The sequence below is a fragment of the Mesorhizobium sp. M4B.F.Ca.ET.017.02.2.1 genome (assembly GCF_003998955.1).
Lineage (GTDB): Bacteria > Pseudomonadota > Alphaproteobacteria > Rhizobiales > Rhizobiaceae > Mesorhizobium > Mesorhizobium abyssinicae.
Window position 1 is genome coordinate 23,026 of record NZ_RZOF01000008.1, and the last position, 23,798, is coordinate 46,823.

The window sequence follows — 23,798 nt, forward strand, 5'->3', positions numbered from 1 at the left end:
TCGGCGCGTATGCCTTAGGGACGGGCGATCAGCTGACAGGTGGCGTAAGTCGCGATCATAACCATCTTGGCTGAGGGGGTACAACACTCTCCCGCCCGGCAGGTCAGGGAAAGCGGCCAAAAGGCCTAAGGTTGTGTCAAATCTGGTGCCTTCCGACGAGCAGTCCGACCCCGCCATAGGTGCAGAAGTTGACCAGCTTCCGGCTCGCCGCACGCGCCACATCCGCCTCAAAGGCGAGATCATGCGCCTGTTCAGGGCGCGTGTCTGGTCACAGACCGCGAAGATCACGTGCATGGATGATCTGGGTGGCTTTGTTGGATGTGCTCACCCTGACGGTCAACATGGTGATCCTTCCAGGCGCGGTCGCCACTCGCATGCTTCTGCCGGCCGCAATCATTCCTCCGGTCGCGATGGCCGTGGTCCTTCTCTGGCGAAAACCGCAGGCACCGTGGGTCGAAGCGTCCTCGCTCATGGCAGGGATGTTCCTGATCTTGTTGTCGGTCGCATTGGTCGGCGTAAGCGCTGGTGGCGAGTTCTATGAACGGCAATTGAATGTCATGCTGTTCGTGGCCATTACCGCGATCATCATTTTCGGTATCCCGCTGGCCTGGACGGTGGCCATCGCTGGGCTGGCGCTCGGGCTGTATCTCGTGTTTCAGCTGCAGAACCCCGCCATCGAACATGGGAGCGCGGTCGCTGGGACGCTGTTCTTCGCCAGCGGTATCTTCGCGACAGTCGCCGCGCGACGCATCATGACAATTCTGGGGCAGAAGACTTTCCTGTTTGAGCTTCGCGATCGGCGCAGGGTTGCCGAACTGGCCAAGGCGAACCAGCGGTTGGAACTGTTGGCAAGGACCGATCCGCTCACCGGCCTCGCCAACCGGCGCTGGATGACGGAAACGCTCGGCCGCATCTGGGGAAGCGACAAACGCTGCCTCGACGGTGCCGCAATGCTCATGTGCGACATCGATCACTTCAAGAAGCTCAACGATCACCTCGGCCATGCCGAAGGCGACCGCTGTCTGGTAGAGGTTGCCAGGATTATCCAGGAAAACGTCAGGCGCGATTACGATCACGTGGCGCGCTACGGCGGCGAAGAGTTCCTTGTCCTTTTGCCCGGGGTGACGGAGGAAGAGGCGAGTGCGGTGGCCGAACGCATTCGAAAGAGCGTTGAGGCCGCATCCATTCCAAGCCCGGGCACTCGCGCGCGCCGCGTTACTCTAAGCGTTGGAGTTGCAATGCAGGCCGCGGACGAGGCCATCTCACCGGAGCAGCTACAGCGCGACGCCGACACAGCGCTCTATCTCGCGAAGGAAAGAGGGCGCAATCGAATTGTGCTCCGCAGACCTGACTCTGAGGAGAGTAAACCTGTTCGTTGGGCACAGTGATGCCGCCAAAGGCCCCGGTTCGGGTCCGGCCGGGTGAGCATCCATCGTCGCTCGTGTCGCCTTCGCGCTCATCGGTGCCGATTTGCCGAATGCGTGGAGTCGTCGATCTTAACCGCTGCAGGCTTGGCGGCCTTTGAAGTTTTGGATATGGAGTCCTAGTGGCGAACGATCAGCTGAGCGGCTTGTGGACCGCCTACAGTTGAGGCACGCGCCGTTCTACTCGACCATCTTCCAGTACGAGTCCTTGCGGATCACCTTGCCGTCGCGGAACGTGTAGAAGTCGCAACCGCGGACTTCCTTTCTCGTCCCGTCGCGGGAAGTGCCGGTGAGGAGCCATTTCGAGATGCCGGTATTGTTTGCCGCATCCACGAAATGCTCGCCATTCCCATAGTGAACATCGGGCAAGCCTTCGAAACGTGTGGCCAGCGCGTCTCGGACATTTGCCTTGCCTTCGAGGCGGGAACCCCATGGTTTGTTGCCCCTGGGCATCTCCAGGACGCAGTCGTCGGCAAAGCACGCCATGATGCGATCGAGATCGTGGGCGTTGAAGGCGTCGCATAGCTCCGTCAGCGTTGATCGAATGTCCATTCGCCCGTCTCCTCCAGTCGTATAGCCTATAACGTGCACGTTCGATGATCGAAGTAGGTCACTGGCGGCGATGCCGGTCAAGGCCTCCAAGGCTGCCCGGAAAAAACGCGTGCCCGCTCATGGCCAGCCGCATCATCGCCGCCACGCTGCGTGGTCTCTCCTACATCGCCGCCAATCTGCGCCCCGAGGACCGAGCCGAGATCGATTGCCAGCTCGACCATTGGTCGCCGGCGTTGCTGGCGCTCACTGCCCTGCACGGCTCTGGAACTGGTGATATTGGCGCCGGCATGCCCGGCGGGTGAAGCGGCGATGATACGAGGGCCACTAGGGGAAGATCGGCAGTTCCGGCCTTCCACCTTTCCACCCGGATCCCCTAAAACCTCCGCTCATGTTGCATTGCGTTAAATTTGTTGCATTGCGATATCGGCGCGCCGGCTCGAAACTCCTCGTGGCGGGGTTTTCTGACAAGGTTTTTGGCGTGTCAGCATCATCCCGGCCACCGGCCTGCCTCGGTGAACGATTTGCATTGCTGAAGCTCCCGCTCTCAAGGAGTTCGGCATGACCCGGTCCCGTGTCGAATGCCTGGACGGGCTTCGGGCGCTTGCCGCGATGTGGGTGCTTGTCGGGCACTGTCTGCTTCTGACCGGCTGGCGTGTTCCGATCCTGGGCGAACCGGATCTCGGCGTTGATCTCTTCATCATGCTGTCCGGTTTCCTGATGGTGTTCCACTACCAGCTTCGCCAGGACAACGAGCCTTGGCAAAGGCCGGAGACCTGGCTGAAATTCTGGACGCGCCGCTATTTCAGAATAGCGCCGCTGTTCTATGTCATGCTTTTCCTGGCGCTGGCGCTCGGGCCCTATCTCTACGAATCCAGGACGGTCATCGATGACTTCCTGCTGAGATCGCACCAGGCGCCCGAGCGTTACCTCGACAGCGGCCTGAAGAACATCGTCGCCCATCTTCTGTTCCTGTTTGGCCTGTTGCCGAATTTCGCCTACCGCACGCCGCTTCCCGACTGGAGCCTGGGGCTGGAGATGCAGTTCTATGCGGCCTTTCCGGCCGTCATGCTGCTTGTCCGCAGGCTCGGTTGGATAAAGAGCGCCGTCCTGGTCGCGGCGCTCGGCAGCCTCGTCGTGTTTGTGATGGTGCAAATGTCGGTGCATTTTCCGATGCCGTCGTTCCTGGCGCTGAAGATGCAGGTGTTCCTGTGCGGGATGCTTTTGGCCGGCGTTCTGCATCCGAGCCGGCCACGGCCCATTCTCTATCTGGCGTTGGCCATGCTGGCGGCGGCGCTGCCCTATGGCGGCGAATATGGGCTGGGAAAGCTGCTGATACGCGAAGTGCTTGTCATGGGCTTCTTTGCTCTTGTTCTCTATCGGATGCTGCCGGGAATGGCGGGCGTCGTGGCAGCAAGGATAGCCACGACGCTCGGCAACCGGTTCTTTCATCTGATGGGAGAGCTTTCCTTCAGCATCTACCTGATCCATCTTTTGGTGCTCCAACCGGTCGCGGCTTTCGTCATCACGCAATATGGCCACGATCTGGTGGCGCCGCTTCGGTTCGCGATCGTCCTTCTCATTGTCCTGCCGACGGTGAGCCTGCTGTCTTGGATCACCTACAACCTGATCGAGATTCCGGGCCAGAAGGCTGGCCGTTTCGTCGTCCAACGCTTTGGCCGCAAGACGATGCTGGAAACGACGCCGACGTCGGCCGCTGCACATGCTCCAGCGCCTGGTCGGCGATGACGACCGAGAATTGCTCGTCGGTTGCGGTCGCGGCAGATGTCGAAGTCGGTGAAGTCGACGAGCGATAGCTCGGACAGGTTGCCTTCCAATAGCGGTCCCGCCGGGCGATGTCTCGATCACGTCGGAGGCCTTGCGGTTGCCCGCCTCGAGAAAACCGCCTCGATCTGGCGGATGCGCAGCCAGCTGCGGCTATCGTAGCTGATCAGCCGTTTCACTGCATGTTTGCCGCGAACCTTTAGGATCCCGGCAAGGCTTGTCATTCTCGACCTCCTCATGACGGTGCGGGGACCAGCGCTGTGGGCGCTGGTCCGGCAAAGGTCCTCAATGATAGCGGCATAGCTAATTCGCCGCGGCACTGGGGCGGGGTGGAACTGCCGACCACCGCGCCGAGAAGGGCACCCGATCACGGTGCTCTGGGTGTTGCCGCCAAAAGCCTGGCCGACAGAGCGCCACCGGCAACGCCGATCAGTGCGCCGGTGTAATGGCATTAGTTGGCGGGTGGGGCCCACTGGGGAACGTGGACGCAACAGCCCCGGCGCCGATTAAGTCGGCACCTCACCCTTCAGAGTTAAAGGCTCCAAAGATCGCCGACCCGAACACCGACGCGTATCTAGTTCCGGGCGAGAAATCCCTGTAAAATGCCGCGATGAAGCGCAGCACGATCTATGCCGTCTATCAACCGCCCGTGTTCGGGCTTCCATTCCTCGCCTTGGTTCTAAAGCCGGACGGCACGACAACGTCTCGGCAGTTTGAGACTGTCGATGAGGCGCGCGCCTTCAACAAGTTCGTGGCGCAGGCGGATCAATCAAGCGGCAAGACGCAGCATTAAAGGAAAAGCCCCAGCGCTGAAGGGGTGTTCTGCGCTAGGGCTTGTTTGGGCATGTACGCAATACCCTGCATGTCCACGTATGAGCTTGCGCTAATATCGTGAACGAAGGGTGAAGCGCTCACCGTGACCCGTTGGTGCCCCCACCAGCACCCGAAGCGGAGCCTCAGGCTTCATACTGACAGCGGGCGCTTCTTTTCAGGATCGACGGCGTCAGTACCGGTGAAATCGCGGACCATTTGCTCGGCAAATTTGAGCGCTTGCGGACCTCGCGGCGCAAGTCTCTGCCGGCGCCTTTAGCAAAGAGGTCGCAGATCGCCTCTTCGCGGACAGCGCGTATCAAAGCGATCAGCTCGACTCTTGTTCCGACAATTTTTGGTAGTCACGCATCCCGTCGACGTCGAAGACAGCCGAGTTTAACTGCTCCCCGAGAGCTTGGGGGGCGAGTCCGCCTATTTCTGGTAGCGAACACTTCAGGACATGCTGAAGCAAATCGGTCGGCCGCGTGTCCTGGAGACGGCGATGCCGCTCGTCCATTCCCCCCTGGCTACTCGGCGCTGAGGCCGTGGTTGCAACTGAAATTGGGGCTTGCATGAATGATGGCGCGACCAAGTGCCGATGGTTCGCGACGGATGGATCGCTCCAGTGGGGCGTGATAGATTGTGCTGACGGTACTTTTTGCGATCGAGTCGAGTGTCGACCGAACACCGTGAGAACGAAAATCGGCCGATTGGCACCGATAGTTGCTGAAACCTCAAAAAAATTTTTGTGACAATTTTCTCTTTAAAATCAATATCGTAAGTTTTGGCGGCCTGCGTGTCGGAAATTCAGGCCATTGCGAATAAAAAACCCATCTAAATCAAGGATTTAGATGGGTTTAAAACAATTGAGTGGGAGTAGGGGGAAAACGCCGGCGATAGCGTAGTTTGGGTGGCGATTTTCGCTACCCTATGAATTGCCTTCGTGTCCATATCTGACTCCTACTCGACTGGAATTTCCATCTCCATCTGGCAGACCGATCTGCGCTGACATCCCGGATCAAGTAAAGTGCTTTCGAATGGCGCGAGCGCTGTGGCGTAAAACGGCGTGCGTAAAGGCGTGCTTGCTTAGCGCCTCGAAACAGACGCGAAAGGGCTCCGCTCGCTCCGGATAGCGGACGTCATCAGCGGCTGGAGCGGGGTCAGGAACTGATCGCTGCGGACGCTATGGCGATGCTGGTCTAGGCGAATGGCATTGTCGTGGAGGGAAGGGCAAAGTTGCCGTTAATGCGGTCATGCCTCTGCATTCCAGTCATGCCAGCAGCCATCATGGCTAGCATGATCCGCAAGCACAGCGGCCTGGCATTTGTGCCCTCGACTTATGTGACCTGGGTGTTCGCGGCAGAAGGGTTCATTCAACCACGGCCGATATCATCGCCAGTCCTGACAGAAGGTTGGGGCGAGCACCTGCGGCAAATCCGCTGCCAAGCTCAGGTTGACTATGGCCGGACCAGGCGCGACGATCAGATTGCAAAGCCCTCACCGTCCGTCCCGTCGATGAGCGGGTCGGGAGCGCATGCGGCGGCGACGCGGGCCGCATCGAGAATTTCGATCGTCTGGCCGTCGACCCTGATGCCTGACTTTCCCAGGCTCGACAGTGCACGCGAAAAGGACTCGCGTGTTATGCCGAGCTCGGAGGCGATGAGCGTCTTCTCGAACGGCAGAACGGCTCGGTCCGGCGTGCCCTGCCGCTTCGACAGGGCCAGGAGATAGCAACCAACGCGCTCGGTCGAGCTCCTCAGCTTGAGGTTCTTGATCTGCCGGACCATGCGTCGAAATTGAGCGGCGAGGCTTCCGATCGCCGCATGAGCCAGCAAAGGCTCTACTTCCACCGCCGCCCGAAACGCTCCCGCGTGAATCAACAAGAACCGCGAAGGCTCTGGCACTCGGGCCTGCATGAGATAAGGCGCGCCGGTCAGGACGGCGGCGGGTATGACGAGATCTGGGGCTCTGACAGCCTCGATCAAGACTTCACGGCCTTCGGCCGATCGTCCAAACAACTGGGCCGACCCTGCCAGCACGATCAGCTGGAAGTTCGGCACGTCGCCTTGTTCGAACAGAACGGTGCCTGCGGACACGCTGTGCACCATGGCATGTCGCATCAGATCGGTCCGGCGGGGTAAGGGTAACCCCCGAAACAACGGCAGCTCCTCCGGCGCCACGCCCTCATACGTCATTTCATCCAAATGTGTCGTCTCCGATGTGAGGCTTCCCTTTGCTTCCGCATCCTGAGTGACAAATGTCACGGCATGCCTTGATTTGGATCAATGCCGGATGATGCCGGCTTGGTCATGTTGGCCTTGAGGGGGCGAGAGTCCGCTCCTTGAGGCCAACCGTCTAAGAGGCTGCCGACAATGAAAACAACCGCGGATCCGAAGTCCGGTCAAATCCTGGGCGCAAGCACGGCGGCATTTACGGTCTGCTTCGCGGTCTGGACCATCTTTTCCATCATCGGCATTCGCATCCGCCAGGAACTCGGCCTCAGCGAGACGCAGTTCGGCCTGCTCCTCGGCACGCCGATCCTGACGGGTTCGCTGCTCAGGGTGGCGCTTGGCATCTGGACCGACCGCTACGGGGGCCGGATCGTCTTCACGGTGAACATGCTCGCGGCCGCGGTCGCAACTTTCCTTCTGTCGTATGCTCATACCTATCCTCAGATGCTGGTCGCAGCCCTCGGCGTCGGGATCGCCGGCGGCTCCTTCTCGGTCGGTGTCGCCTATGTGTCGCGTTGGTTCCCGCCGCAAAGACAAGGTACGGCGCTTGGTATCTTCGGTGCGGGCAATGTCGGTGCCGCCGTCACCAAATTCCTCGCCCCCTTCGTGCTCGTCGCCTTCGGATGGCAGGCCGTGGCTGAGGCCTGGGCAGCGGCCCTCGTCGTCATGGCCGCCATCTTCTGGTTCATGACGGATGACGACCCGGTCATCGTCGAACGTCGGCGATCCGGCATCAAGCCGAAAAGCGCGTGGCTCGAACTCGAACCATTGAAGAACGTGCAGATCTGGCGTTTCGCGCTCTACTATTTCTTCGTGTTCGGCGCCTTTGTCGCGCTCGCGCTTTGGCTGCCGCAATATCTCATCAACGTCTACGGCCTCGACATCAAGACGGCCGGCATGATTGCTGCCTTCTTCTCCGTGCCGGCGAGCCTGTTTCGCGCCTATGGCGGACACCTTTCGGACAGCTTCGGCGCGCGTCGCGTGCTCTACTGGACCTTCATGATTTCGGTGGCGGCGACCTTCGTCCTTTCCTATCCACCGACCGACTACGTCGTCCATGGGATCAACGGGACGACCGCCTTCCACATCGAGATGGGCCTCGTCGGCTTCATCGTCACTATATTCGTGCTCGGCTTCTTCATGGCCCTCGGCAAGGCCGCCGTCTACAAGCACATCCCGGTCTACTATCCCGACCATGTCGGTTCGGTCGGCGGACTCGTCGGCATGATCGGCGGCCTTGGCGGTTTCGTGCTGCCGATCCTGTTCGGCTTGCTGCTTGACCTGACGGGCCTCTGGACGAGTTGCTTCATGGCGCTCTTCCTGCTGGTCTCCGGCGCGCTGATCTGGATGCATATGGCGATCCGCCAGATGGAACGCGGCACCGTTGGCGAGGCCCTCGCCAAGCTGCCGCCTTTCCCGGAAATGCAGGACATGCCCACGCCTGTGGCAAAGGCCCGGACGGGCGGTGCTCTAACCGACTGGCGTCCGGAGGACAAAGCGTTCTGGGCTGAAACCGGCCGCCGCATCGCGAAACGCAATCTGTGGCTGTCGATACCGGCGCTACTGCTTTCGTTTGCCATCTGGCAGGTGTGGTCAGTCGTCGTCGCCAAGCTTCCGCTCGTCGGCTTCACCTTCACCACCGACCAACTCTTCTGGCTCGCCGCTTTGCCCGGAATCTCCGGGGCGACGCTGCGAATCTTTTATTCCTTCATGGTGCCGATCTTCGGCGGCCGGCTCTGGACGACGCTTACGACCTGGTCGCTCATCATACCGGCCGTGGGCATCGGGTATGCGGTACAAAATCCCGACACGCCTTATGTCGTGCTGTTGATCCTGGCACTCCTTTGCGGCTTTGGCGGCGGCAACTTCGCCTCGTCCATGGCCAACATCTCCTTCTTCTTCCCGAAGGCGGAGAAGGGAAATGCGCTTGCACTCAACGCCGGCCTTGGCAATCTCGGCGTCAGCGTCGTCCAGTTCATCGTGCCGCTGGCAATCACCACGGGGACCTTCGGCTGGCTCGGCGGCGATCCGGCCATGGTCAAGGGAGCTGCCGGCGATGCGCCGATTTGGTTGCAGAATGCCGGCTTCGTTTTCGTGCCCTTTATAGCGCTCTCGGCTTTCGCCGCCTGGTTCGGCATGAACGACATAGCTTCTGCCAAGGCATCCTTCAGCGAGCAGGCCGTTATCTTCCAGCGTCGGCACAACTGGATCATGTGCTGGCTCTACACCGGCACTTTCGGATCCTTCATCGGCTATTCGGCTGGTTTCCCGCTGCTCACGAAGATGCTGTTTCCGGACGTCAATGCGCTCCAGTTCGCCTTCCTCGGCCCGCTGGTCGGCGCTCTCTCGCGCTCGGGCTCTGGCTGGCTCGCGGACAAGTATGGTGGCGCGCGCGTCACCTTCTGGGCCTTCATGCTGATGATCGCAGGTGTTGCCGGTGTTTTGTGGTTCATCGGCATCAAGGATCAGCCGGGCGCGTTCACGGGCTTCTTCGTGGCATTCCTGCTGCTTTTCTTCGCCACCGGCGTCGGCAACGCCTCTACGTTCCAGATGATCCCGGTGATCATGGCCAAGGAGATGGGCCGCCTGATGCCCGACGCCGATACCGAAGCGCGTCGCAAGCAGGCGGAGAAGGAGGCTGCCGCCATCACCGGCTTTACCTCCGCGATCGCGGCCTTCGGCGCGTTCTTCATACCGAAGAGCTACGGCAGCTCAATCGCCCTCACGGGCGCGCCGAACGCCGCGTTGTGGGCCTTCCTCCTGTTCTACGTGAGCTGCCTTGCCATCACCTGGGGTGTCTACACCCGCAAGGGCGGCCTTCTGCACGACATCGAGCGCGCCAAGCGCGGCGCGCCCGTCCGCCCGGCCGCGGCCGAATAACCAGGGACAACGCAATGTCACATTTTCTCGACCGGCTAACCTTCTTTCGCAAGACCGTCGACAGCTTTTCGGACGGTCACGGGATAGTGACCAACGAAGACCGGTCCTGGGAAGACGGCTACCGCAAGCGCTGGCAGCACGACAAGATCGTGCGCTCCACCCATGGTGTGAATTGCACCGGCTCGTGCTCGTGGAAGATCTACGTCAAGGGCGGCATCGTCACCTGGGAGACGCAGCAGACCGATTATCCGCGCACGCGGCCCGATCTGCCCAACCACGAGCCTCGCGGCTGCGCACGCGGCGCGTCATACAGCTGGTATCTCTATTCGGGCGCCCGGGTGAAATACCCGATGATCCGCGGCCGGCTGTTGAAGCTGTGGCGGGCGGCTCGCGCCAAGATGCCGCCAGTCGCGGCATGGGCCTCGATCGTCGAGGACCCGAACAAGCGCCAATCCTACATCTCGATCCGCGGCCACGGCGGCTTCGTGCGCGCCACCTGGGACGAGGTGAACGAGCTCGTCGCAGCCGCCAATGCTTACACCGCCCGCAAACATGGCCCTGACCGCATCATCGGCTTCTCGCCGATCCCGGCCATGTCGATGGTCTCCTATGCCGCCGGCTCGCGCTATCTTTCGCTGCTCGGTGGCGTGTGCATGTCGTTCTACGACTGGTATTGCGACCTGCCGCCGGCGAGCCCGCAGACCTGGGGCGAGCAGACCGACGTGCCGGAGAGCGCCGACTGGTACAATGCCGGCTTCATCATCGTCTGGGGCTCGAACGTGCCACAGACGCGTACCCCGGACGCGCATTTCTACACTGAGGTCCGCTACAAGGGCACCAAGAGCGCCGTCGTCTCGCCGGACTATGCCGAAGCGACCAAGTTCGCCGACATCTGGCTCAATCCGAAGCAGGGCACCGACGCCGCGCTGGCGCTCGCCATGGGCCACGTGATCCTGCGCGAATACCACCTCGACCGCAGCGTCGCCTATTTCGACGACTATGCCCGGCGCTACACCGACATGCCCTTCCTGGTGCGGCTGGCGGAGCGCGACGGCAAGCTCGTTCCGGAGCGCCTGCTGCGCGCCTCCGAGATCAAGGGAGCCCTCGGCGAAAAGAACAATCCCCAGTGGAAGACGGTGGCCATCGACGAGGCGACCGACGCGTTGGTCGCGCCGCTCGGATCGGCCGGCTACCGCTGGGGCGAGCAAGGCAAGTGGAATCTCGAGGAAAAGGATGGCAAGGGGCGGGACGTTCGGTTGAAGCTCTCCCTCGCCAGCGATGGAGCTGACATTGCGGCCGTCGACTTCCCCTATTTCGGCGGCCGGGCAACGGAGCATTTCGTGGCCACCGAGCATGGCGAGATCCTGACCCGCAATATCCCGGTCCGCACGATCAAGACCATCGAGGGACCGGTGAAGGTGGCAACGGTCTACGACCTGCTCATGGCCAATTACGGCCTCGACCGCGGCTTCGGCGGCGCCAATGTCGCCTCTTCCTACGATGACGACGTGCCGTTCACACCCGCCTGGGCTGAGCGCATCACTGGCGTGAAGCGCGACGCCATCGTCACCGTGGCGCGCGAATTCGCCACCAATGCCGAAAAGACCAACGGCCGCTCGATGGTGATCCTGGGCGCAGGTCTCAACCACTGGTACCACATGGATATGAATTACCGGGGGATCATCACCCTCCTGGTGTTCTGCGGCGCCGTCGGCCAGTCGGGCGGCGGCTGGTCGCACTATGTCGGCCAGGAAAAGCTGCGGCCGCAGACAGGCTGGACGCCGCTCGCTTTCGCGCTCGACTGGGCGCGCCCGCCGCGCCACCAGAACTCGACGTCCTTCTTCTACGCGCACACGGACCAATGGCGATACGAGACCCTGACGGCGGCGGAGATCTTGTCGCCGACCGCGCCCGAAGGAGACTGGAACCAAAGCTTCATCGACTACAACGTCCGCGCCGAGCGCATGGGCTGGCTGCCTTCGGCGCCGCAGTTGAAGCAGAACCCGCTCGATATCGCCAAACGAGCTTCGGCGGCTGGCCTCGAGGTGAAGGACTATGTGGCAAGCGCACTGAAGTCGGGTGAACTCGACCTTGCATGCGAGGACCCTGACGATCCGGCCAACTGGCCCCGCAACATGTTCGTGTGGCGCTCCAACATTCTGGGGTCTTCCGGCAAGGGCCACGAATACTTTCTGAAGCACCTGCTCGGCACCACGCACGGTGTCATGGGCAAGGACCTCGGCGCCGAAGGCAAGGTGCGCAACAAGGAGGTCGTTTGGCACGACGAGGCGCCGCGGGGAAAGCTCGATCTTCTGGTCACGCTCGATTTCCGCATGTCGACGACCTGCGTGTACTCCGACATCGTGCTGCCGACCGCAACCTGGTACGAGAAGAACGACCTCAACACCTCCGACATGCACCCCTTCATCCACCCGCTGTCGGCGGCGGTGGACCCTGCCTGGGAGGCACGCTCGGACTGGGATATCTACAAGGGCCTCGCCAGGGCCTTTTCCGAGGTCGCTCCGGAGGTGCTGGGCGTGGAGCAGGACGTCGTCCTAACTCCCATCCAGCATGACACGCCCGGCGAGATCGCCCAGCCCTTCGACGTCGCCGACTGGAAACGCGGCGAGATCGAACCGATCCCGGGCAGGACGATGCCGGCCGTGAGCGTCGTCAAGCGCGACTATCCGAACCTCTACGCCCGCTTCACCGCGCTCGGCCCGCTGATGACCGAGGCCGGCAACGGCGGCAAGGGCATCAACTGGAAGACAGCGCATGAAGTCGAGGCGCTGGGCGCGCTCAACGGCGTCCAACCCGCCGGCCCCGCCAAGGGCCTGCCGAAGATCGAGACGGATATCGACGCGACCGAAGTCATCCTGATGCTCGCGCCGGAAACCAACGGCGAGGTCGCGGTGAAAGCCTGGGAGGCGCTCTCCGAGGCGACGGGCCGCGAGCATGCTCATCTCGCCATCCCGAAGGAGGACGAGAAGATCCGCTTTCGCGACGTTCAGGCCCAGCCGCGCAAGATCATCTCCTCTCCCACCTGGTCCGGCATCGAAAGTGAGAAGGTCTGCTACAATGCCGGCTACACGAACGTCCACGAACTGATCCCGTGGCGCACGCTGACCGGACGCCAGCAGCTTTATCAGGATCATCTGTGGATGCGGGCCTTCGGCGAAGGCTTCATCACCTGGAAGCCGCCGGTCGACCTGAAGACGATCTCCGCCGTCAAGGGAGTCAGGTCCAACGGCAACAAAGAGATCGTCCTCAACTTCATCACGCCGCATCAGAAATGGGGCATCCATTCCACCTACAGCGACAATCTCCTGATGCTGACGCTCAATCGCGGCGGTCCGGTGGTGTGGATTTCCGAGACCGACGCCAAGGCCGCGGACATCGTGGACAATGACTGGGTCGAGGTTTTTAACGCCAACGGAGCGCTTACGGCCCGCGCCGTCGTCTCCCAGCGAGTCAAACAGGGCATGATGCTGATGTATCACGCTCAGGAGAAGATCGTGAACACGCCCGGCTCCGAACTGACCGGCAACCGCGGCGGCATCCACAATTCGGTGACGCGCACGGTGCTCAAGCCGACCCATATGATCGGCGGCTATGTCCAGCAGTCCTACGGCTTCAACTACTACGGAACCGTTGGCTCCAACCGCGACGAGTTCATCGTGGTCCGCAAGATGGCGACCGTCGACTGGCTCGAGGAACCCCTGCAAGCGAATGCTCCCAAGGAGGCCGCAGAATGAAAATCCGCGCCCAGATCGCGATGGTGTTGAACCTCGACAAATGCATCGGGTGTCACACCTGTTCGGTTACCTGCAAGAACGTCTGGACCAACCGTGAAGGCGTCGAATACGCTTGGTTCAACAATGTCGAGACCAAGCCGGGCGTTGGCTGTCCCAAGGAATGGGAGAATCAGCAGAAATGGAACGGCGGCTGGCGACGCAAGAAGAATGGCAAGATCGAGCCGAAGATGGGCGCCAAGTGGCGCATCCTCGCCAACATCTTCGCAAACCCTGATCTGCCGGAGATCGACGACTACTACGAGCCGTTCACTTTCGATTACCAGCATCTGCACACGGCGAAGGAATCGAAAGCTTTCCCCACGGCTCGTCCGCGCTCGGCCATCACCGGCGAGCGGATGGAAAAGATCGAATGGGGACCGAACTGGGAGGAGATCCTCGGCGGCGAGTTCGAGAAGCGGTCGAAGGACGTGAATTTCGAGGGCGTCCAGAAGGACATTTACGGCCAGTTCGAAAATACCTTCATGATGTACCTTCCGAGGCTTTGCGAGCACTGCCTCAACCCGACCTGCGCGGCGGTGTGCCCGTCCGGGGCCATCTACAAGCGCGAGGAGGACGGCATCGTACTGATCGATCAGGACAAGTGCCGCGGCTGGCGCATGTGCGTCTCCGGCTGCCCCTACAAGAAGATCTACTACAACTGGTCGTCGGGCAAATCGGAGAAGTGCATCTTCTGCTATCCCCGCATCGAGGCGGGGCAGCCGACGGTCTGTTCGGAAACCTGCGTCGGGCGCATCCGCTATCTCGGCGTGATCCTCTATGACGCCGACCGTATCGAGGCGGCTGCCAGCGTACCGCAGGAGAAGGACCTCTATCAGGCGCAGCTCGATATCTTCCTCGATCCGAACGATCCGGCCGTCATCGCACAGGCCCGTGCCGACGGGATTCCCGACAACTGGCTGGAGGCGGCCAAATTATCGCCGGTCTGGAAGATGGCGATGGAGTGGAAGATTGCCTTTCCGCTTCACCCCGAGTACCGCACGCTGCCGATGGTCTGGTACGTTCCGCCGCTCTCGCCCATCCAGTCGGCGGCTGCCGCCGGCAAGATGGGGCTGGACGGCGATATGCCCGACGTGCGCAGCCTGCGCATCCCGCTCCAGTATCTGGCCAATCTGCTGACGGCGGGCAATGAGGAGCCCGTGGCGCTTGCGCTCGAGCGCATGCTGGCGATGCGAAGCTACATGCGGGCAAAGACGATCGACGGCCGCCTCGACGAGTCGATCGCGACGCGGGTCGGCCTGACGGGCGCAGCCATCGACGACATGTACAAGGTCATGGCGATCGCCAATTACGAGGATCGTTTCGTCATCCCCACTTCGCACCGCGAATGGAGCGAGGACGCCCAGGACCTGCGCGGCTCCTGCGGCTTCTCGTTCGGCAACGGTTGCTCGGGCGGTTCCACCGAGACCAACCTCTTCGGCACCAAGCAGACCAAGCGGCCGACAAACCCGATGGAGATCGCGTGATGCTCTCGAACAGGACCTTCAAGGCGCTCTCGGCGCTCCTTTCCTATCCGACCGAGGAACTTTGCGCGGCGATCCCGGAAATCACCGCGGCGGTCGCGGACGAGGGACTGGTATCGGACGAAGCAGGCAAGCACCTGCAGTCCTTGTTTGCCGATCTGGCCACCCTGGATCTCTACGATTTGCAAGAGCGTTACGTGGAATTGTTCGACAAGACGCGCCGCCACTCGCTGCATCTCTTCGAGCACATCCATGGCGAGAGCCGAGATCGCGGCCAGGCGATGGTCGATCTGGCCGAACACTACCGGCGTGGCGGGCTCGACGTCGCGGCAAACGAATTGCCCGACTTCATCCCGCTTTTCCTCGAATTCCTCTCCGCCCGTCCCATTGAGGAGGCGCGCGGGCTGCTAAATGAAACCGGCCACATCTTCTCGCTGCTGGAAGGTCGGCTCGCCAAGCGCAACGCAGGCTATGCCGCTGTATTCACGGCCATACGCTCGATAGTCAGCGAGCCGGCCGTGGCCGTGGGCGCCGACGAACTCGACGAGCCCGACGACCTGGCAGCCATCGACGCCGCCTGGGAAGAGGCCGCGGTCGCATTCGGTCCCGGGAATGCGACCGACGGCTGTTCCGTCGACCGACTGAGAATCCAGATGCGCGCCGCCAATCGCGATGCGCGTAGTAGCGTTGCCTGACGGAGGAAAGCCATGTCCGACACAATCAACGCCGCGCTCTTTGGCTGGTATCCCTATTTCTGCCTGACCATCTTCCTGCTCGGTAGCCTGATCCGCTTCGATCGCGAGCAATATACCTGGAAGACAGGATCCTCCCAGTTGCTGCGGCGGCGTCAGCTCCGCTGGGGCTCCAATCTGTTCCACGTCGGTATCCTGATGATCTTCGCCGGCCACTTCGTCGGCCTGCTGACGCCGATCTGGGTATTCGATGCGCTCGGTGTCTCACACAGCTTCAAGCAGGGCCTTGCCATCACCGCCGGCGGCATCGCTGGCGTTGCCTGCTTCATCGGCATAGCGCTTCTGGCCCATCGTCGTCTGTTCGATCCTCGCATCCGCAACACGTCGGCGCCCGGTGACATCGCGATTTTGTTGCTGCTCTGGCTGCAGCTCACGCTTGGCCTTTCGACCATCTTCGTCTCGCTCGGTCACATGGACGGCCATGAGATGGTGAAATTCATGAACTGGGCGCAGGGCATCCTCACCTTGCGGCCGGCGGCCGCGGCCTACGTCGCCGACGTCAACCCGATCTTCAAGGCGCATCTCCTGCTCGGCATGACGATCTTTCTGGTCTTCCCGTTCACCAGGTTGGTTCATGTCTGGAGCGCGCCGGTCTGGTATCTCGGCCGTCCCGGCTATCAGGTCGTGCGCACACGCTTCGCCGAGCGCCGGTCGCCCGCGCCAGTGTCCGTGATGCGGTCGTCCGAGCCCTTGCGGCGCCCCGCTGCCGCTCCATCCCACCAGCCCGCGGAGTAAACTATGGCCGCGCTCGTCATCGATCATTCGGCCGGCCGCAAATCGTCCGAACATCCGCACGAACACCGGCCCGCAACTCCTGACACGGCGCCGTCCCGCGAACGCGTGGCGATGCCGCCGGTGACCGTCAACGGGGTGGCGATATCGCGCAAGGCGATCGCCGCCGAGGTGCAGAACTTTCCCGCCCGCAATCCCGGCGAGGGATGGCATGCCGCAACCCGTGCGCTCGTCATTCGCGAGCTGCTCCTGCAAGAGGCGCGGCGTCTCGACATAGCCGCCGACCAGCGGACCGACCAGGATGGACGCAGGGAGACCATCGAAGACGCGCTGGTGCGCGGCTTGATCGAGCGCGAGGTTCGCGTTCCCGAGGCGGATGAGGAGACGCTGCGGCGCTTCTATGAAAATAATCTTCGCCGTTTCATGACGCCGCCTCTCTATGAAGCCGATCATATTCTCATAGCGGCTCGTCACGATGATCGTGAGGCATTCGCCGCCGCGCGTAAAAGGGTGTCGTCGCTGAGATCTGCTCTGGCAGCTGCTCCAGAGCGTCTCGCGGCACTGGCGCGAGATTGCTCGGATTGCCCGTCGGGAGCCTTGGGCGGCAGCCTCGGCCAAATCGGGCCGGGCGACACCACGCCGGAATTCGAGGCTGCTCTCATCGAGCTCGTCCCAGGCGATATCTCGCAGCCAGTGGAGACGCGCTACGGCGTCCACCTCATTCGCCTGACGCGGCGCATCGACGGCCGCCAGCTTCCGTTCGAGGCCGTGCGGGAACGCATCGCGTCCTATCTGGCCGAGCACGTCAGCCGGCAGGCGACGGCGCAATACGTCTCCCTGCTTGTCGGCCGGGCGGACATCGTCGGGATTGCCATCGACGGCGCATCCTCGCCGCTGGTGCAGTGAAGGGGGAAGCAATGCTCGGAGATATCATCGCCTCACTGGAAGACCCGAAAGCGGCCATGGCAATCGTCGCCGCGTTCGAAGAACCGGCCTTGGCCGCGCGGTTGACCGCGGCCGCGGATGCATCCGGTCGTTCGCCGGCCGATATCGTCGGCTCGGCCGTTCGTAATTTCGTGGACACCGCATCCGACGATCGTTGGACGCAACTCATCGGTATCATGAACCGCGCGCAGGATCCGGGCCTTGCGGCCATGCGGGCGATTCTCGAAAAGACGCTGCCGGACGTCGCGGCATGACCGTCCCGGCAACACTGCCCGATAGCTGCCGCTGCGCAGGCCCAGGTGTCGTGCCATTCGAAACGGCGCGACGCGCAGCCATCGCATTGGCACGGCCGCTGGATGATCCGGAAATGGTGCCGTTGGCCGACGCCGTAGGACGTCTTCTGGCCGCGGCCATCGAATCCCCGCGCGCTATTCCGCCTTTCGATCAGGCGGCCATGGACGGCTATGCGATAAGCTTGGCCGGCAGGAGAGGCGTGCCTCTGGTTCTCCCTGTGGTAGGCCGCACGAGCGCGGGCGATCCGCCGCGCGTGCTGGCTCCGGGCGCTGCACACCGTGTCATGACGGGCGCGGCGTTGCCCAAGGGCGCGGACACTGTCGTCATGCAGGAGCAAACGACGCGGCGTGGCGATCTCGTGCAGTTCGCGCTCGACGCGGCGCCGGGCGCGCATATTCGCAGGGCCGGTGAGGATGTGACGCAAGGAGCCTGCGTCCTTCGTCCAGGCTGCATGATCGGCTGGCCGGAAATCGCGCTTCTTGCCGCCATTGGAATTGATCGCGTCCCGGTTGCGCGTCGCGTGCGGATCGCCATTGTCACGACCGGCTCCGAACTTCGTAAGGCTGGCGGGCCGCTTGCATCCGGCACGATCTATGACTCCAACGGGCCGCTTCTGGCCGCTCTGCTGAGCGAGCCAGGCACCGATGTGACGTTGTCGACCGTTCACGACGATACCGCGGCCATCGCGCGAGTGCTCGAAGACAGCGCGAGGGAGGCGGATCTGATCATCACCACTGCCGGGATGTCGGTTGGCGAAGAGGACCACGTGCGCGACGCAGTAATGCGTGCCGGGGGCCAACTCGAGATAGCCAAGGTGGCGATGAAACCCGGCAAGCCGTTGGTAATCGGCAAGGTGGGGGAGGCGTGCTTCGTCGGATTGCCTGGCAATCCGCAGGCGGCGGCCTTTGGCGCGCTGGTCTTCGCGCGTCCGATCGTGGCGAACCTCCTCGGTCAGGTGCCGGCGACGCGCCTCACGGCCGAGTTGACCTTTACATGTTCTTGCAAGCCGGATCGCACGGAATTGGTGCCGGTTCGCCTGGATATTGAACAGGGGCGATTGACCGCCAGCCGCAGCGGGCCGGATGGCTCGCACAGAATGATGCCGATGGTATCGGCCGACGCCATTGCGATTGTGCCCGGTGCGTCGATCCCAATTGAGCCTGGCATGCCCGTTGAAGTGCTTCCATTCAGCCGTGGAATATTTGGGAGATAGGCCGATGGTTTTGGATATCGCCGCGCCAATCCCGCTGCATCGGAGCTACCCCGCGCCTGCTGGCCGACTGGCAAAGTACAAACTGAAGGAGATTCCCTCATGCAGAGCCTTCGTCCTGACTGCCCCATTACCGCTATCGTTTATTCAAACGGCGTGGAGTTCGAAGCACTCCTGCAGGAAATGACTACCATCATGGCCGAGCGAGGCGTGCGATTGGCCGGCCTTGTCCAACTGAGCGAAAAGAAACCTGATCGGGTGAAATGCGACATGCACCTTCGGGATCTCGCTTCGGGCAAGCTCCACGGCATATCCGACGATCGAGGTCCCCACTCCCGAGGCTGTGTTCTGAATACCGATCGGCTGCTCCGCGCCTGCGAGGCCGCCGGAGCTGCGTTGTCCGGCAAGACCGATCTTCTGGTTCTGTGCAAATTCGGAAAGACCGAGGCCGAAGGCGGTGGCTTCAGGGCCCTCATCGCAAAGGCGCTGGAACTCTCCGTACCCGTGCTGATCGGCGTTCCCGTCATCAATCTCGCACCGTTCCGCGAATTTGCAGCCGATCTTGCCCGGGAAATCGAACTGCCCCGTCTGCCGTCCGATCGGCTCGCGGCGTTGGACTGTTTGCTCGACCGCAGCGTGACGGCGCGCGGCCCCTATCAAACCCTGGACGGGAGAATAGCCGGTGCCGAGGTGGCTTGAGACTATCGTGCGTTCCGTCGTCGCTGGCGGCGCCGTGGGTGTTTCGGCGGCCATCGTCAATCTGACGGGGGGCCCATCGGTTTTGATTGTCTTGGCGGCGATCGTGATAATGTTCGGCGTCTCCGGCGATTTCCGCCAGAGCTAACGCAATTCCAGGGAAACTGTGAAACGGTTTCCGACTGGACTTGCGTTAAAACAAAGAGATAGAGCGGCTCACCGTTTCCGTGAAGCGGTGAAACGATCTAGTGGTTTGCCGGCTCGGGATACTCAGTCAGCGCGGCTGCGACAGGTTCGCTCGGCCCAGCATCAGCACGCGGGCCACCGCGCAGCGCCACATAGATCGCCGGGATGACCAGCACCGTCAACAGCGTCGACGACGCGAGGCCGAACAGCAACGAGATAGCCAGCCCCTGGAAGATAGGGTCGGTCAGGATCACCGCGGCGCCGATCATCGCCGCGAGCGCGGTGAGCAGGATCGGCTTGAAGCGGATAGCCCCGGCTTCGAGCAGCACTTCGAGCAGCGGACGAACCTCGCTCCGCGCATGACGGATGAAGTCGACAAGCAGGATCGAGTTGCGGACGATGATGCCGGCAAGCGCGATGAAGCCGATCATCGAGGTGGCCGTGAAGGGCGCGACGAACGCCCAGTGGCCAAGCATGATGCCTATCAGCGTCAGCGGGATCGGGGTCAGGATCACCAATGGCAGGCGGAAGGAGCCGAACTGCGCGACGACCAGGATGTAGATGCCGAGGATCGCCACCATGAAGGCAGCGCCCATGTCGCGGAAGGTTACCCAGGTCACTTCCCATTCGCCGTCCCACAGGAGCGTCGGCTTCGATTCGTCGTCCGGCTGGCCATGCAGCGCAATCTGCGGCTTTGGCAGCGCGCCCCAGTCCGCCTTGGCAATCGCATCGTCCACGGCGAGCATGCCGTAGACCGGCGCCTCAAACGCCCCGGCCAGCTCGCCCATCACCATCTCGGCCGGCCTGCCGTTGTGGCGGAAGATCGGGTAGGAGGCCGGCTCCTGGCTCACCCGCACGACGTCGCCAAGCTCGACAACGTCGCGCGCGCCGGGAAGCGCGTTGGCGGCAACCGGCGTGGCCAAGGCACGCTGATCGACCACGCCATTTGCCTTGGACAAGGCGATGCGGATCGGGATCGGCAGGCGCCCGCCGCCTCGGTGCGAGTAGCCGACCGTGGTACCGCCGTAGAGATAGCTCAGCGTGTCGTACACATCCGCCTGCTCGACCTTGTAATATTCCAGGTTGTCCTGGTCGATCGAAAGCCGGAGCCGTTCCGGCTGGTTGTGGAAGCTGTCGTCGACGTCGACGATGAACGGGATGCTGGCGAAGGTCTCGCGAACCTTGGCCGCAACCGCGCGGCGGGTTTCGGCGTCCGGGCCGTAGATTTCGGCCAGCAGCGTGCCGAGCACCGGCGGTCCCGGCGGCGGCTCGACCACCTTCAGCACCGTGCCCGCGGGCATCGCCATGCCCATCAAGCGCTCGCGTAAGTCGAGCGCAATGGCATGGCTGGCGCGGCTGCGGTCTCCTTTGGGAAGCAGGTTGACGGCGATGTCACCCTGTTCGGGGCTCGATCGCAGGTAGTAATGGCGCACCAGGCCGTTGAAGTTGAAAGGCTCGGAGGCGCCCGCGTAGGTCTGGAACGACACTACCTCCGGCACGGAGGCCAGGCGATTTGCGGCGGCCTGGAGCAGTCGGTCGGTGTCCTCGACCGACGAGCCCTTGGGCAAGTCCGCCACTATCTGGAGTTCGGTCTTGTTGTCGAAGGGCAGAAGCTTGACCGTCACGTGCTCGGTGTAGATCAGCGCCATGGACGCAATCGTGGCAATGCCCACGACCAAAAGGAACGCCCAGGCTCTGAGCCGCGACTTCAAGATCGGTCGCGCCACCGCGATATAGATCCGCCCCAGCACGCCGCCCTGCGCGCTGCCGGCGTGGCCATGGGCGCCGACCCGATCCTTTCCGCCGAGCTTCATCATCAGCCACGGTGTCAACATCACCGCGACGAAGAATGAGAAAAGCATCGCGGCCGAGGCATTGGCCGGGATCGGGCTCATATAGGGGCCCATGAGGCCGGAGACGAACAGCATGGGAAGCAGCGCCGCCACGACGGTCAGCGTCGCCACGATGGTGGGATTGCCGACCTCGGCAACTGCATCGATCGCCGCCTGGGCGCGCGAGCGTCCGCCGTCCATCGCCCAATGGCGCGCGATGTTCTCGATGACCACGATGGCGTCGTCGACGAGGATGCCGATGGAGAAGATCAACGCGAACAGGCTGACACGGTTCAGCGTGTAGCCCATCACGCGCGAAGCGAACATGGTCAGCAGGATGGTCGTGGGTATCACGACGGCCACCACCAGCGCTTCTCGCCAGCCGATGGCTACTGCGATCAGCAGGACGATGGAGACGGTCGCCAGGCCCAGATGGAAGAGCAGTTCGTTAGCCTTCTCATTGGCCGTCTCGCCGTAGTTGCGCGTCACGCGCATTTCGACGTCGTTGGGGAAGATCTGGCCGCGCACCTGCTCGAGGCGCTTGACGATCATATCGGCGATGACGACCGCATTGGTGCCCGGGCGCTTCGCGATCGCCACCGACACGGCCGGCGCGCGCTCGAGACCGGTATCGGACTTAATGATATTGGTGACGCGGTTCTCAGCCGGTGACGTCGCGAGCACCACGCTGGCAACGTCGCGGATATAGACCGGCCGCCCGTCGCGAGCCGTGAGCAAAAGGTTGCCGATCTCAGACAAAGCCTGCAGCGTCTGACCGGCCACCAGCACCCGCTGATTACCCCGGTCGCGGACCGTGCCGATCTGGAAAGAGCGGTTGGCGCCCGCGATCTTGCCCATCAACTGCTGCAGCGTGATGCCATACAGCGAAAGCTTTTCCGGATCCGGCTCGACCTGGATCTCATCGGGCTGCTCGCCAACGACGTAGGTGAGACCGATATCGGGAAGCTTTGCGACCTCGACCTGCAGCTCATGCGCAAGACGCGTCAGGTCCGCCGAGGAATACCTCGCCGCCACCTGCGGCGCCGGCGTCAGTGTCACCACCACTATGGCAACGTCGTCGATGCCGCGCCCAACGATCAGCGGCTCTGGAATCCCGACGGGGATGCGATCCATGTTGGCGCGGACCTTTTCGTGGATGCGCAGGATCGCGGCATCCGAACTGGTGCCGACCTTGAAGCGGGCGGTCACCAGCGCGCCATCATCGGTGGTTTGGGAGTAGACGTGCTCCACGCCGTCAATGCCCTTTATGATCGTCTCCAGCGGCTCGGTCACGAGCTTGGCGGCATCTTCGGCCCTCAGGCCGTTTGCGGAGACGTGGATGTCGACCATAGGCACGGAGATCTGCGGCTCCTCCTCGCGGGGCAGCGTGACCAAGGCCACAAGCCCAAGCGCCAGCGCGGCCAGCAGGAAGAGAGGCGTCAGAGGCGATGCGATGAATGAACGGGTAAGCCACCCGGCGATGCCGAGTTTCATGGCAGAGCGACCTTGTCGCCATCGGCAAGACCACTCAGGATCTCGATGCGTGGCTGGCCGGCATCCTGGAATGTGCCACCCCGCACCACAGTGACGTCAAGCGGCCCATCCGCCGTCTCGATTGTGACATAGTCTATACCGTGGACGATCCTAAGGGCCTCTGGCGGAACGCCCAACATGGTCCGCTTTGCGACCGGTATGGACACGAGGGTGCGCTCGTTGACGAAATAGGTCCCGATGTCGGCGACTTCGACGTCGGCAATCACGCGACCTTTCTCGATCTCCGGGTAGACCTTTGCGATCCGGCCTTCCCCAGCCTTGACGAAGCCGGCATTGGTACCCGTGCCGCGTTCGCCGATATCGACGCGGGCGCCTTCCGTTATCTCGACGGCGTGCCGTTCCGGCAAAGACAGGCGCAGGTAATACTGGCCCGATGCCACCCGCGCGATGGGTTCGCCCGCCATTATCACCGAGCCGGCGGCCACGGGAACCGTCAGCACCCGGCCGTCGGCTGGGGCCAGGATATCGCCTTCCCGTGTGCTTTGCTCGATGACCGCCCGCTCGGCAATCGCAGCCGCGAGCTGGTTCGTGACGACATCGAACTGCGTCTTTGACGCGTCGACCCGGCTTTGGGCGGCAGCACCCTTGGCCAGTCGGTCCTGTGCGCGCTGCAGCTCGGTGGGGGCATTGTCGAGTCGCGACT

Annotated in this window: 17 protein-coding genes and 1 pseudogene; 14 read left to right on the plus strand and 4 right to left on the minus strand. The window is 62.5% G+C overall.

Annotated features, from left to right (window positions below; all coding sequences use genetic code 11):
• Positions 1–133: 133 nt before the first annotated feature.
• Positions 134–1,388 (plus strand): annotated as a pseudogene (locus EN738_RS02375) (GGDEF domain-containing protein).
• 216 nt (positions 1,389–1,604) lie between these two features.
• Here EN738_RS02375 and EN738_RS02380 read toward each other — a convergent pair.
• Positions 1,605–1,976: a nuclear transport factor 2 family protein gene (locus EN738_RS02380; RefSeq protein ID WP_127282298.1), complete on the minus strand. Its 372-nt coding sequence runs from the start codon at positions 1,974–1,976 to the stop codon at positions 1,605–1,607.
• Between the two features lie 119 nt (positions 1,977–2,095).
• Here EN738_RS02380 and EN738_RS02385 point away from each other — a divergent pair, with 119 nt between their 5' ends.
• The 3 genes from EN738_RS02385 (at position 2,096) to EN738_RS02400 (ending at position 4,551) form a co-directional block, all read left to right on the plus strand.
• Complete coding sequence (locus EN738_RS02385) at positions 2,096–2,278, plus strand: hypothetical protein (RefSeq protein ID WP_127282299.1); 183 nt, start codon at positions 2,096–2,098, stop codon at positions 2,276–2,278.
• 256 nt (positions 2,279–2,534) lie between these two features.
• Positions 2,535–3,722 (plus strand): acyltransferase, encoded by a 1,188-nt coding sequence (locus tag EN738_RS02390; protein WP_127282300.1) that lies wholly within the window; start codon positions 2,535–2,537, stop codon positions 3,720–3,722.
• Between the two features lie 646 nt (positions 3,723–4,368).
• Entirely contained in the window at positions 4,369–4,551 is a 183-nt protein-coding gene (locus EN738_RS02400) for a hypothetical protein (protein WP_127282301.1), read from the plus strand.
• A 1,498-nt stretch (positions 4,552–6,049) separates the two neighbouring features.
• Here EN738_RS02400 and EN738_RS02405 read toward each other — a convergent pair.
• The gene (locus tag EN738_RS02405) at positions 6,050–6,763 is read right to left on the minus strand and encodes a helix-turn-helix domain-containing protein (protein ID WP_127282319.1); all 714 of its coding nucleotides are present in this window, start codon (positions 6,761–6,763) and stop codon (positions 6,050–6,052) included.
• Positions 6,764–6,940: 177 nt separating this feature from the next.
• Between EN738_RS02405 and EN738_RS02410 the strand changes: the two genes are divergently transcribed.
• From EN738_RS02410 to EN738_RS35295, 10 genes are all read left to right on the plus strand, one after another.
• Positions 6,941–9,679: an MFS transporter gene (locus tag EN738_RS02410; protein WP_127282302.1), complete on the plus strand. Its 2,739-nt coding sequence runs from the start codon at positions 6,941–6,943 to the stop codon at positions 9,677–9,679.
• Between the two features lie 14 nt (positions 9,680–9,693).
• Positions 9,694–13,434, plus strand: a complete 3,741-nt coding sequence (locus EN738_RS02415) for a nitrate reductase subunit alpha (protein ID WP_127282303.1) — start codon at positions 9,694–9,696, stop codon at positions 13,432–13,434.
• Positions 13,431–14,957, plus strand: a complete 1,527-nt coding sequence (gene narH / locus EN738_RS02420; protein ID WP_127282304.1) for a nitrate reductase subunit beta — start codon at positions 13,431–13,433, stop codon at positions 14,955–14,957. Before EN738_RS02415 ends, narH begins: the two co-directional genes overlap by 4 nt.
• Complete coding sequence (gene narJ, locus EN738_RS02425; protein WP_127282305.1) at positions 14,957–15,649, plus strand: nitrate reductase molybdenum cofactor assembly chaperone; 693 nt, start codon at positions 14,957–14,959, stop codon at positions 15,647–15,649. The genes narH and narJ overlap by 1 nt, the downstream gene beginning before the upstream one ends.
• A gap of 12 nt (positions 15,650–15,661) precedes the next feature.
• Complete coding sequence (gene narI / locus EN738_RS02430; RefSeq protein ID WP_127282306.1) at positions 15,662–16,441, plus strand: respiratory nitrate reductase subunit gamma; 780 nt, start codon at positions 15,662–15,664, stop codon at positions 16,439–16,441.
• A gap of 3 nt (positions 16,442–16,444) precedes the next feature.
• Positions 16,445–17,344: a peptidylprolyl isomerase gene (locus tag EN738_RS02435; protein ID WP_127282307.1), complete on the plus strand. Its 900-nt coding sequence runs from the start codon at positions 16,445–16,447 to the stop codon at positions 17,342–17,344.
• Positions 17,345–17,355: 11 nt separating this feature from the next.
• Positions 17,356–17,637: a hypothetical protein gene (locus EN738_RS02440; RefSeq protein ID WP_127282308.1), complete on the plus strand. Its 282-nt coding sequence runs from the start codon at positions 17,356–17,358 to the stop codon at positions 17,635–17,637.
• Positions 17,634–18,890, plus strand: coding sequence for a gephyrin-like molybdotransferase Glp (glp, locus tag EN738_RS02445; protein WP_127282309.1), 1,257 nt, complete (start codon positions 17,634–17,636; stop codon positions 18,888–18,890). Before EN738_RS02440 ends, glp begins: the two co-directional genes overlap by 4 nt.
• 99 nt (positions 18,891–18,989) lie before the next feature.
• On the plus strand, positions 18,990–19,586 hold the full coding sequence (locus tag EN738_RS02450) for a DUF2478 domain-containing protein (RefSeq protein WP_127282310.1): 597 nt from the start codon (positions 18,990–18,992) through the stop codon (positions 19,584–19,586).
• A gap of 7 nt (positions 19,587–19,593) precedes the next feature.
• The gene (locus EN738_RS35295) at positions 19,594–19,731 is read left to right on the plus strand and encodes a hypothetical protein (protein WP_167509424.1); all 138 of its coding nucleotides are present in this window, start codon (positions 19,594–19,596) and stop codon (positions 19,729–19,731) included.
• A 97-nt stretch (positions 19,732–19,828) separates the two neighbouring features.
• On the opposite strand, the gene EN738_RS02455 is transcribed toward EN738_RS35295, so the two are convergent.
• On the minus strand, positions 19,829–23,095 hold the full coding sequence (locus EN738_RS02455; RefSeq protein WP_127282311.1) for an efflux RND transporter permease subunit: 3,267 nt from the start codon (positions 23,093–23,095) through the stop codon (positions 19,829–19,831).
• Positions 23,092–23,798: HlyD family efflux transporter periplasmic adaptor subunit (locus EN738_RS02460; RefSeq protein ID WP_127282312.1), on the minus strand; the 707-nt coding region annotated here is incomplete at its 5' end. The genes EN738_RS02460 and EN738_RS02455, both read right to left, overlap by 4 nt.